The sequence below is a fragment of the Kribbella sp. NPDC003505 genome (genome assembly GCF_040610875.1).
Lineage (GTDB): Bacteria > Actinomycetota > Actinomycetes > Propionibacteriales > Kribbellaceae > Kribbella.
Map to the genome: position 1 here is coordinate 403,197 of NZ_JBEXNA010000003.1, position 11,116 is coordinate 414,312.

An 11,116-nucleotide genomic window follows, 5' to 3' on the forward strand; every position below is an offset into this window, starting at 1 on the left:
ACGGAGGATCCAGGACCACCTCGCGATACACCGCAGTTGCCCGGCGGCGCGGGCGGATAAGGTCGGGCGGACAGCGATTTCCGGGATGGTGGATGACGTGTACGCCTGTGTGGTGCATGCCGCGGGGGACCTGCGGGTCGAGGAGCGGCCGGCCGGAGAGCCCGGGGCGGGACAGGTCGCGGTGCGGATCGAGTACGGCGGGATCTGCGGATCGGACCTGCACTACTACCACGACGGCGGCGTCGGGAACTTCCGGATCCGCGAACCGCTGGTGCTCGGGCACGAGGTGGTCGGCCGGATCAGCGGAGGCGATCTCCCGGCCGGTACGCCGGTGGGCATCCACCCGGCGACACCGTGCGGCGCGTGCCCGGAATGCGCCCGGGACCGCCGCAACATCTGCGCCTCCAGCAGCTACCTGGGCAGCGCGGCCCGCGATCCGCACATCCAGGGCGGATTCGTCCAGGAGCTGATCGTCCGGGCCGACCAGGTGCGCGTGCTGCCCGCCGAGCTCGCGCTGCGCACCGCCGTGCTCGCGGAGCCGTTGTCGGTCGCGATCCACGCCGTACGACAGGCCGGCGAGGGAGCCGTGGACGGGAAGCGTGCGCTCGTCACCGGCGCAGGCCCGATCGGTCTGCTGGTGGCCGCGGCGCTGCGGCAGGCGGGAGCGGCCGAGGTCGTCGTGACGGATCTGCACGAAGCCCCGCTGGCGCTGGCGTCCCAGGTCGGCGCGACGCAGACGATCCGGGCCGATACGACGGACTGGCCGGACGAGATCGACGTCGCGATCGAGGCATCGGGTACGGCGGGCGGGCTGCGGACCTGTCTGGAACGGGTACGTCGCGGCGGCACCGTCGTCCAGGTCGGCTCGTTGCCGGGCGGGGACACCGCGTTCGCCGGGAGCCTGCTGATGACCCGCGAGCTGACGCTGACCGGCGCGTTCCGGTTCGACCACGAGTTCGACACCGCGATCGCGCTGCTCGCCGACGGGCTGTCCGTCGACCCGATCGTCACGCACGCGTTCCCGCTCGACGAGGCGCGCGCCGCGTTCGATCTCGCGAGTGACCGGACGGTCGCGTCGAAGGTGCTGCTCGACCTCAGCGGCGATACACAGCGCTGAGGTTGCCGTCGGGGTCGACCGACTCCAGGATCGCCCCGGTGATCGCGGCGAGCTGGGAGATCTGCTCCGGCGTGAGTACGTCGATCACGTGCTGCCGGACCGTCTCGACGTGGCCGGGCGCGGTCGCCTTGATCTTCTTCCAGCCGGGCGCGGTCAGCCGCGCGTTGGTGGCCCGGGCGTCCTCCGGGCACGGGAACCGCTCGACCAGGCCACGGTCCTCCAGGCGCTTCACCACATGTGACAGCCGGGGGAGCGTGGCGTTGGTCCGCTGGGCGAGCGCGGTCATCCGCAGCGTCCGTTTCGGCGCCTCGGACAGCATCGCCAGCACGTAGTACTCGTAGTGGGTCAGCTCCGCGTCCCGGCGCAGCTGCGAGTCGAGAACGCCGGGCAGCAGTTCGAGTACGGCGGCCAGCCGCACCCACGCGGTCATCTCGGTGTCGTCCAGCCATCGGGTGCTCACGACCTCATCCTAATGGTTGTAGCTACAACCATCATGCGCTATCGTGATAGTTGAAGGTACAACCAAAAGGAGCGAGAGCATGACGCACGTCAGCATCATCGGCAGCGGGAACATGGGACAGGCGATCGCGACGGTCGTCGCCAGGGGCGGCAACACCGTCGAGCTGTTCAACTCCACCGACAAGGACAAGCCGGTCACCGGTGAGGTCGTGATCCTCGCGACGCCGTACCCGGCCTTCGACCAGGTGCTCGCCGACCGTGCCGAGCAACTGGCCGGCAAGATCGTCGTCGACATCAGCAACCCGCTGAACTTCGAGACCTTCGACTCGCTGGTGGTCCCGGCGGACGGCTCCGCGGCGGCCGAGCTGGCCGCGAAGCTCCCGGACTCGACGGTGCTGAAGGCCTTCAACACGAACTTCGCCGCCACGGTCGCGACCGGGAAGGCCGGCGAGGCGCCGGCGACCGTCCTGATCGCCGGCGACGACGCGGACGCCAAGGCCTTGCTGGCCGGCATCGTCTCGGCCGGTGGCCTGCGGACGGTCGACGCCGGTGCGCTCAAGCGCGCCCGTGAGCTCGAGGCCGCCGGCTTCCTGCAGCTCACCCTCGCCGTCGGCGAGAAGGTCGCCTGGACCGGCGGTCTGGCGCTCGTCTAGCGCAGCAGGGCCAGGCGGACGCCGAGCCCGATGAAGATGCCGCCCGTCGCGGTGTCGATCCGGCGCCGGGCGGTACGGCGGGTGCGCAGCCAGCCCCCGATCCGCCCGGCCAGCAGGCCGACCGTCCCGTCGACGAGGAACTCCAGGACGATCAGGATCGCGCCGAGCACCGCGAACTGCAGCCACACGTGCCCCTGCGCCGGCACCACGAACTGCGGCAGGAACGCGATGGTGAACGTGACCATCTTCGGGTTCAGCAGATTCGTGGTCAGCCCGGCGAGGTACGCCTTCCGCCCGGACATCGCGGCCCGACCGGCCGGCGCCTCGTCGACCGGATCGTTGCGGTGCCGGATCATCTGGACACCCAGATAGACCAGGTACGCCGCGCCGGCGATCCGCACCGTCGTGAACGCGACCGGCACCGCCGCGAACAAGGCGGCCAGCCCGGCGGCCGCGACCGCGACGTGCACCGCCTCACTCGTCGCCACCCCGGCTGTCGCCAGCAGGCCGGCCCGCGGGCCGCTGCGCATGCCGCAGCCGAGGACGAACAACAATGTCGGGTCCCGGCGTGATCATCGCGATCGTCGTGGTCAGCAGGAACGCGAGCAGGAGATGCTGATCGATCGGCATACCCCGATCGTCGCACGGCGCCGTGACAGCGGATTGAAAGGTTGCCGCGGTGAGATGGGCGGTGACGACGGGAGCTGAGATGAAACTCGGGTTGGGACTGCCGACCTCCGGGGCGGGGACGAGCGCGGCGGCGATCGCGCGGGCGGCCGAGGAGGCCGAGCGGATCGGGTTGGACTCGATCTGGACGTTCGAGCGGCTGATGAGTCCGGTCGACGGGGCGATCGGCATCGGCAGCACCGAGCCGACGCTGCTTCCGGACAGTTACCGCAGCGTGTACGACCCGCTCGAGACGCTGGCCTACGTCGCAGCGCGGACGAGCACGATCACACTCGGGACGAGCGTGCTCGACCTGCTCCTGCACAGCCCGATCGTGCTCGCACGCCGGCTCGCGACGCTCGACCAGCTCTGCGGCGGCCGGCTGCTCGCCGGTGTCGGCGTCGGCTGGATGGTCGCCGAGTTCGAGGCGGCCGGCGTCCCGACCGAACGGCGCGGGGCGCGGATGGAGGAGCACATCAGTGCGGTGCGCGCTGTCTGGGGTCCCGACCCGGTCACGCATGACGGAGCGTTCTACAAGATCGCGTCCTCGTGGGTCGGCCCGAAACCGGCCGCTCCGGGCGGTGTCAGGCTGCTCGCCGGAGCGATGGCGCCCGCGGCGATCGAGCGGGCCGGGCGGATGGGCGTCGGGCTGAACCTGATCATGACGAGCTGGGAGATGCTCGAAGGGGCGGTCGCCACCTTCCGCACCGCGGCCGCGAAGGCGGGCCACGACCCGTCGGCACTCCCTGTCGTCGTCCGGGTCAACGGCGGGTTGAGCGCGTCGCCCGGCGACGGTCGTGCGCCGCTGACCGGCGGCCTCGAGCGCGTGCTCGAGGATCTCGGCCGGCTCTCGGGGACCGGCGGCGACCACGTGTTCTGGGACTCCGCCGACGACGTCGACGAGCAGCTCGGCCTGCTCGCCCAGTTGCGCCGCTCGATCTGACCAGATACTGGCAAGCGCTTACCCATATTGGCCGGAAGCTGACAGACTGAGGACCCATGGACACGGCTCGGGTGATCAACGACAACGGTGCTTGGTGCTGGTTCCAGGACGAGCGGGCGGTGGTGGATCCGGACGCCGGCGTGCTGGTCGCCGGATCGATCGCGGCGCCCGAGGGCCCCGGCGGCGACGGGCGGGCGGGCAATGTCGAGCTGACCGTGGTGGACCTGCGGTCCGGCGCCACCGACGTCGTCGTCCTGCACGAGCGGTTCGAGGCCGACGACCACGACGTACCGGCGTTGTGGCGGCGTCGCGACGGACGCTGGCTGGCCGTGTACACCAAGCACAAGACCGACGACCTGACCCGGTGGCGGATCAGCGAGCCGGGAGACCCGCGCACGTGGGGCCCGGAGCAGACCTTCGACTGGAGCGAGTTCACCGGCGGCCGCGGCGTCACGTACTCGAACCTGCACGAGCTCGACGGCCGCCTCTACTGCTTCGCGCGAGCCGTCAACGACGACCCGTGTGCGCTGGTGTCCGACGACGAGGGCGACACCTGGGCGTACGCCGGGAAGCTCTTCACCCGCCCCAAGGTCGGCTACGTCAACGGCTACACCCGGTACGTCTCCAGTTCTTCAGAGCCGGCCCGCATCGACCTGATCACGACGGATCACCACCCGCGCGACTACAACAACTCGATCTACCACGGCTACCTGGAAGCCGGCGCGCTGCATCGCGCCGACGGGACCGTGGTGGATCCCCACGCGCTCGACGCCGACGCGCCGTCGCAGGTCGAACTGACCACGCTCCTCGCCGCGGACTCGGTCTGGGACGGCGAGCCGATGACGCACTGCTGGACGGTCGACATCCGCCGCGTCGGCGACGAGGTCGCGGCAGTCCTCCTGGCCCGGCACGACACGCCAGACGAGCCGGAGGACGCATTCGGCCGGGAGCACCCGGTGCCGGACCACCGCTTCTTCTACGCGCGCCTTGACGAAGGCATCTGGCAGGTCCGCCAGTTGGCCAAGGCCGGCCACGGTCTGCTCGTGCACGAGAACGACTACACAGGACTGGTCGCGATCGACCCGTACGACCTGGACTCGCTCTACGCCTCGACGCCGATCGACCCGCGCGACGGCGCCGCGCTGAAGCACCACGAGATCTTCCACGGCCGGACGACCGATGCCGGGGCCACTTGGACGTGGACGCCGGTGACCGAGAACTCGACCGGCGACAACCTCCGCCCGATCGTCGCCCCCGGCGACCCCGGCCGGGTCCCGCTGCTCTGGTTCCGCGGCCACATGACCGCGTCGCAGCACTACGACTGCGAGGTCGTCCTGCTCGACCGCCTCAGGTGACGATCGCGTAGTCGCGGATCTTGCGGTAGATGGTCGCCCGCGACATGCCGAGCGCGGTCGCGGCGGCCGCCTTGTCGCCCTGGTGGGCGGCCAGCGCGTCGACGATCGCGTCCCGTTCGAGCGCTTCGATCCGGGTCAGGTGCCGGCGCGTCGTCGCGCGGCACTCGGCAGGCAGGCCGTCGAGCTCCACGACACCGGACCGGCGGCGTCGTGCCACCTCGGCGAGGACCGTGCGCAGATGGGTCACGTTGCCCGGCCACGGCAGCCGCATCAACTGGCTGATCGCGGCCGCGGAGAGCGTCACTCCGGCGACTCCGGTGCGCGCGAGCAGGTGCGGCACGAGCGCCTGGACGTCGTCGAGGTGATGCCGCAACGGCGGTACGGCGACCGTGCGCGGGAAGAAGCGCAACAGCTGGGTGTCGAGCTCGTCCTGCGCACCGGACTGACCGGTGGCGACGGTCAGCGCGATCCACGGATCCTCGGCGAGACTGTCGCGGACGCCCTGCAGGACGTCGACCAGGGCGTGGATTGCGTCGATGGACAGCAGGTGCGCGTGCCGCAGTACCAGGTCCGAGCCCGACTCGAGTTCGCTCGCGACGGCGGTGACGAGTGCGGGATCGTCCGCGTCGACGATCGCGAGCCGGTTGCCGGACCTGGAGTAGTTGTGCACCGCCCGCAGCAGGGTCAGTTTGCCGGTGCCCGGCTCACCTTCGGCGACGATCCACTCCGCCCGGCTCGCGGACTCCAGGACCTCCTGGGTGGTGCGCCGCCACAGAGCACTGGTGCCGACCACGCCGGGCAGCGACGGCACCCGGGACGGACCGGCGGCGTTCCGGAGCCCGGCTCGTTGCTCGCGGACCTGGACGATTCCGCCGGCCAGCCGGTGGCCCAGGAACGTCGGCTGGTAGGCGAGCCGCGCGGTGATCCCGCTCGGCAGGTCGGCGAGGAACGTGCGCGGCCTGGTCCCGCCGCGGGCGTCCCGGGTGCGGTCGATCAGCGCGGCCTGGTCGGCGGAGTCGAAGTGCGCCTGGGCGTGCGCGTTGATCATGAAGACCTCGTCGCCGAGCGCGATGACCGATCCACCGGTGTGCCGGCAGGCCGCGTAGTAGTCGCTGAGCAGGGCCTGGTCGAGCGCGTTCGCCTCTTCGACGATGCGCTCCTGGATCCGCCGGGCGGCGAGTTTCGCGAACGACAGCAGCACCGCGTTCGAGTTCTGGGCCTGGGTGGTGATGTCGAGGACGCCGAGCTGGCCGCCGGTCACCGGGTGCGTGATCGGTGCGCCCGCGCAGGCGAAACGCCGCAGTACACCGCTGTAATGGTCGGGACCGAGCACCAGGATCGGGCCGCCGACCTCGAGGGCGGTGCCGATCCCGTTGGTGCCGACCTCGGACTCGGCATAGGTGAAACCGGGGCACAGGTCGACCGAGTCGAGCTTGCGGATCAGCCCCGGATCGCCGCCGCGACGGTCCAGGACGATGCCCTTGGCATCGGTGAGGATGATGCAGACGGGCTCGTTGGTGAGCTCCGAGGCCAGCGCGTCGATGACCGGCCGGGCGGCCCGGGTGAGCGTGGTGTCCACGTCGATCCCCGCGAAGTACGCCGGTGAGGGCTGGTCGGCGTCGACCAGTGACGCCTCGGAGCGCTGCCAGGACAACAGGATCGAGTCGCGGACCGATCGGCTGGACGGCATCTCCCACCTCCTGCATCGACGGGTCAGGCCAGCGAACACCCCTCAAGGTAGTTCCGCAACCGTGTGACCGGTATCTCACATTGAGACAGCAGCGCCTGCGCCCGCCCGCTTTCATTCCTGCCAACAGCCCGACCCCTGGAGGCAGGCACATGAGCAGGCAGAGTCTCACCAAGGCCCACGCGAAGATCACCGAGCTCTCGTGGGAGCCGACCTTCGCGACCCCGGCGACCCGGTTCGGCACCGACTACACGTTCGAGAAGGCGCCGAAGAAGGACCCGCTGAAGCAGATCATGCGGTCGTACTTCCCGATGGAGGAGGAGAAGGACAACCGCGTGTACGGCGCCATGGACGGCGCCATCCGCGGCAACATGTTCCGCCAGGTCCAGCAGCGCTGGCTGGAGTGGCAGAAGCTGTTCCTGAGCATCATCCCGTTCCCGGAGATCTCGGCGGCGCGGGCGATGCCGATGGCGATCGACGCCGTACCGAACCCGGAGATCCACAACGGGCTCGCGGTCCAGATGATCGACGAGGTCCGGCACTCGACGATCCAGATGAACCTCAAGAAGCTGTACATGAACAACTACATCGACCCGGCCGGTTTCGACATGACCGAGAAGGCGTTCGCGAACAACTACGCGGGCACCATCGGCCGGCAGTTCGGCGAGGGGTTCATCACCGGTGACGCGATCACCGCCGCGAACATCTACCTGACCGTGGTCGCCGAGACTGCGTTCACCAACACGCTGTTCGTCGCGATGCCCGACGAGGCGGCCGCGAACGGCGACTACCTGCTGCCGACGGTGTTCCACTCGGTGCAGTCCGACGAGTCGCGGCACATCAGCAACGGGTACTCGATCCTGTTGATGGCGCTCGCCGACGAACGCAACCGCCCGCTGCTCGAGCGCGATCTGCGCTACGCGTGGTGGAACAACCACTGTGTCGTGGACGCGGCCATCGGCACGTTCATCGAGTACGGCACGAAGGATCGCCGTAAGGATCGTGAGAGCTATGCGGAGATGTGGCGCCGCTGGATCTACGACGACTACTACCGCAGCTACCTGCTGCCGCTGGAGAAGTACGGCCTCACGATTCCGCACGATCTGGTCGAGGAAGCGTGGAACCGGATCACCAACAAGGGCTACGTGCACGAGGTGGCCCGGTTCTTCGCCACCGGCTGGCCGGTGAACTACTGGCGGATCGACGCGATGACCGACACGGACTTCGCGTGGTTCGAGGAGAAGTACCCCGGCTGGTACTCGAAGTACGGCAAGTGGTGGGAGAACTACAACCGGCTGGCCTACCCGGGCCGGAACAAGCCGATCGCCTTCGAGGACGTCGGCTACCAGTACCCGCACCGCTGCTGGACCTGCATGGTGCCGGCGCTGATCCGCGAGGACATGGTGGTCGAGAAGGTCGACGACCAGTGGCGGACGTACTGCTCGGAGACCTGCTACTGGACCGACGCGGTCGCGTTCCGCGGCGAGTACGAGGGCCGGTCGACGCCGAACATGGGCCGGCTGACCGGGTTCCGCGAGTGGGAGACCCTGCACCACGGCAAGGACCTGGCCGACATCGTCTCCGACCTCGGGTACGTCCGTGACGACGGCAAGACCCTGATCGGGCAGCCGCACCTCGACCTGGACCCGCAGAAGATGTGGACCCTCGACGACGTCCGCGGCAACACCTTCAACAGCCCGAACGTGCTGCTGAACGAGATGTCCGACGCCGACCGCGAGGCGCACGTCGCGGCGTACCGCGCGGGCTGAGGTGGTCCGGGTGGCCGACAAACATCGTATCCAGTTCGAACCGGTCGGCATCGAGATGGAGGTCGACGAGGACGAGAAGATCCTCGACGCCGCGTTCCGGCAGGGCATCCACCTGATGCACGGCTGCCGCGAGGGTCAGTGCTCGGCGTGCAAGTCGTACCTGCTCGAGGGCGACATCCAGATGGAGCGCTACTCGACGTTCGCCTGCAACGACGCCGAAGTCGCGGAAGGCTACGTGCTGCTCTGCAAGTCACATGCGTTCAGCGACTGCACGATCGAGCTGCTGAACTTCGACGAGGACGAGTTGCTCGGCGGCATTCCGATCCGCACCGTGACGACCGTCGTCACGGCGATCGAGCCGGTCACCCGGGACATCGTGTCGCTGCGGCTGAAGCCCGCCGAGGAGTTCGACTTCAAGCCCGGGCAGTACGTCGACCTCACCATCCCCGGCACCGACGAGCACCGGTCGTTCTCGATGGCGACGACCCCGGCGGGTGAGATCGAGTTCCTGATCAAGAAGTACCCCGGCGGCCGGTTCTCCGGGCTGCTCGACGACGGCCTCGCGGTCGGCGACGAGCTGTCGATGACCGGTCCGTACGGCTCGTCGACGCTGAAGGACGGCCACGTGCTGCCGGTCGTCTGTATCGCCGGCGGTGCCGGGATGGCGCCGATCCTGTCCATCCTGCGGCACCTCGCCGGGACCGGCAGCACCCGGCCGGTCCGGTTCTACTACGGCGCCCGGACGGCGGCCGACCTCTTCTACCTGGACGCGATCCGCGACCTCGGGGCGACGCTGACCGATTTCGAGTTCGTGCCCTGCTTGTCCGAGTCGCCCGAGGGGGAGTACGAGGTCGGCAACGTCACCGAGGTCGTCGACCGCCGGGAGCCGCAGCTGGGCAAGTGCGAGGCGTACCTGTGCGGCCCGCCGCCGATGGTCGACGCCGCGCTCGCCCTGCTCGACAACCACGCCGTACCGAAGGACCAGGTCTTCTACGACAAGTTCACCAGCCCCGTTACCGATGGAGTCTGAGATGACACAGACCAAGCACCGCAGCTTCCCGAGGATCGAGTTCACCGACTCCGAGGCCGGCGCACTCGAGTTCCCCAGCTCGACCAGCCGCAGTTACAACTACTACAAGCCGGCCAAGCTGCGCGCGACGATGTACGAGGACGTCACCGTCGACGTCCAGCCGGACCCCGACCGGCACCTGACGCAGGGCTGGATCTACGGCTTCGGCGACGGCCCGGGCGGCTACCCGAAGGAGTGGACGGCCGCGAAGTCGTCGAACTGGCACGCGTTCCTCGACCCGAACGAGGAGTGGAACCAGACCATCTACCGGAACAACTCCGCGGTCGTCCGGCAGGTCGACCTGTGCCTGCAGAACGCCAAGCGGGCCAGGGCTTACGACAGCTGGAACCCGGCCTGGCTGAAGTTCGTCGAGCGCAACCTGGGCGCCTGGATGCACGCCGAGAACGGGCTCGCGCTGCATGTCTTCACCAGCATCCAGCGGTCCGGTCCGACGAACATGATCAACACCGCGGTCGCGGTCAACGCCGCGCACAAGATGCGGTTCGCGCAGGACCTCGCGCTGTTCAACCTCGACCTCGCCGAGGCCGACGTACCGTTCGACGGGTCCGCGCACAAGGAGGTCTGGAAGTCGGCGCCGGAGTGGCAACCGACCCGCGAGGTGGTCGAGCGACTGACCGCCGTCGGTGACTGGTGCCAGCTGCTGTTCGCCACCAACATCGTGTTCGAGCAGCTGGTCGGCTCGCTGTTCCGGACCGAGCTGGTGATGCAGATCGCCGCCCGCAACGGCGACTACATCACGCCGACCATCGTCGGCACCGGCGAGCACGACTACGACCGCGACCTCGGCTACACCCGCGGCCTGTTCCGGCTGCTGACCCGCGACGCCGAGTACGGCGAGGACAACAAGGCACTGTTCGGCGAATGGCTCGCGATCTGGGTGCCGCGCTGCCTCGACGCCGCGCTCGCGCTGCAGCCGATCTGGTCGCAGCCGGCCGACAAGTCGGTCACGTTCGCGGTCAGCCTGGACGCGGCCAAGCAGAAGTTCCGTTCCCTGCTCGAGGACCTCGGGCTCGACGTTCCGAAGGAGCTGGACCAGTGAGCATGCAGTTCGGATCCGACACCGAATTCTCCAACAAGTGCGGTGTGACCCTGATGAACACGCCGATCGGCCGGGTCGTGGCCCGGGTGATGGGCGCCAAGGACGGCGTCGAGCTGACCGAGTACCCCTCGATGATCCGCGTCGACGGCACCGGCGTCCTGGACTTCGACTACGCCGAGCTGACCGACGCGCTCGGGTCGGAGTTCGACGGGTCGGTGTTCGAGGAGATCAGCTCGACGCACTACGGGCGGATGGTCCACCTCGACGAGCGGACGCTGCTGTTCGCGAGCCCGGAGGACGCCGCGGAGTACATCGGCTTCGACCTCACCGCCCACTAG

Annotated in this window: 12 protein-coding genes; 8 read left to right on the forward strand and 4 right to left on the reverse strand. The window is 69.1% G+C overall.

The window, feature by feature from the left end; translation table 11 throughout:
- Positions 1–85: 85 nt before the first annotated feature.
- Complete coding sequence (locus ABZX12_RS10985) at positions 86–1,117, forward strand: L-idonate 5-dehydrogenase (protein WP_355691988.1); 1,032 nt, start codon at positions 86–88, stop codon at positions 1,115–1,117.
- On the opposite strand, the gene ABZX12_RS10990 is transcribed toward ABZX12_RS10985, so the two are convergent.
- A complete protein-coding gene (locus ABZX12_RS10990) occupies positions 1,095–1,577 on the reverse strand; it encodes a MarR family transcriptional regulator (protein ID WP_355691990.1) in 483 nt (160 codons plus the stop codon). The two genes, ABZX12_RS10985 and ABZX12_RS10990, sit on opposite strands and share 23 nt — an antisense overlap.
- Positions 1,578–1,656: 79 nt before the next feature.
- Between ABZX12_RS10990 and ABZX12_RS10995 the strand changes: the two genes are divergently transcribed.
- Complete coding sequence (locus tag ABZX12_RS10995; RefSeq protein ID WP_355691992.1) at positions 1,657–2,229, forward strand: NADPH-dependent F420 reductase; 573 nt, start codon at positions 1,657–1,659, stop codon at positions 2,227–2,229.
- Here ABZX12_RS10995 and ABZX12_RS11000 read toward each other — a convergent pair.
- Together ABZX12_RS11000 and ABZX12_RS11005 are read right to left on the reverse strand one after the other, a co-directional pair.
- Complete coding sequence (locus ABZX12_RS11000; RefSeq protein WP_355692846.1) at positions 2,226–2,759, reverse strand: LysE family translocator; 534 nt, start codon at positions 2,757–2,759, stop codon at positions 2,226–2,228. The genes ABZX12_RS10995 and ABZX12_RS11000 overlap by 4 nt on opposite strands.
- Positions 2,704–2,859: a hypothetical protein gene (locus ABZX12_RS11005; RefSeq protein WP_355692864.1), complete on the reverse strand. Its 156-nt coding sequence runs from the start codon at positions 2,857–2,859 to the stop codon at positions 2,704–2,706. The genes ABZX12_RS11000 and ABZX12_RS11005 overlap by 56 nt, the downstream gene beginning before the upstream one ends.
- Positions 2,860–2,938: 79 nt before the next feature.
- On the opposite strand from ABZX12_RS11005, the gene ABZX12_RS11010 reads away from it, so the two are divergent.
- Both ABZX12_RS11010 and ABZX12_RS11015 read left to right on the forward strand, forming a co-directional pair.
- Positions 2,939–3,838, forward strand: a complete 900-nt coding sequence (locus ABZX12_RS11010) for a TIGR03619 family F420-dependent LLM class oxidoreductase (protein ID WP_355691994.1) — start codon at positions 2,939–2,941, stop codon at positions 3,836–3,838.
- A 56-nt stretch (positions 3,839–3,894) separates the two neighbouring features.
- Positions 3,895–5,193 (forward strand): BNR-4 repeat-containing protein, encoded by a 1,299-nt coding sequence (locus ABZX12_RS11015; RefSeq protein WP_355691995.1) that lies wholly within the window; start codon positions 3,895–3,897, stop codon positions 5,191–5,193.
- Here the strand turns inward: ABZX12_RS11015 and ABZX12_RS11020 are convergent.
- Complete coding sequence (locus ABZX12_RS11020; RefSeq protein WP_355691996.1) at positions 5,186–6,883, reverse strand: helix-turn-helix domain-containing protein; 1,698 nt, start codon at positions 6,881–6,883, stop codon at positions 5,186–5,188. The two genes, ABZX12_RS11015 and ABZX12_RS11020, sit on opposite strands and share 8 nt — an antisense overlap.
- A 149-nt stretch (positions 6,884–7,032) precedes the next feature.
- On the opposite strand from ABZX12_RS11020, the gene ABZX12_RS11025 reads away from it, so the two are divergent.
- From ABZX12_RS11025 to mimD, 4 genes are read left to right on the forward strand one after another with little or no spacing between them, the layout of a single operon-like run.
- A complete protein-coding gene (locus ABZX12_RS11025; protein WP_355691998.1) occupies positions 7,033–8,649 on the forward strand; it encodes a hypothetical protein in 1,617 nt (538 codons plus the stop codon).
- Between the two features lie 10 nt (positions 8,650–8,659).
- Positions 8,660–9,679 carry a 2Fe-2S iron-sulfur cluster-binding protein gene (locus ABZX12_RS11030; protein ID WP_355692000.1) on the forward strand — a complete coding sequence of 340 codons (1,020 nt, stop codon included), beginning with the start codon at positions 8,660–8,662 and terminating at the stop codon, positions 9,677–9,679.
- 1 nt (position 9,680) lies between these two features.
- Positions 9,681–10,778: an aromatic/alkene monooxygenase hydroxylase subunit beta gene (locus ABZX12_RS11035; protein ID WP_355692001.1), complete on the forward strand. Its 1,098-nt coding sequence runs from the start codon at positions 9,681–9,683 to the stop codon at positions 10,776–10,778.
- Between the two features lie 2 nt (positions 10,779–10,780).
- Positions 10,781–11,116, forward strand: coding sequence for a propane 2-monooxygenase effector subunit MimD (gene mimD, locus ABZX12_RS11040; protein ID WP_355692847.1), 336 nt, complete (start codon positions 10,781–10,783; stop codon positions 11,114–11,116).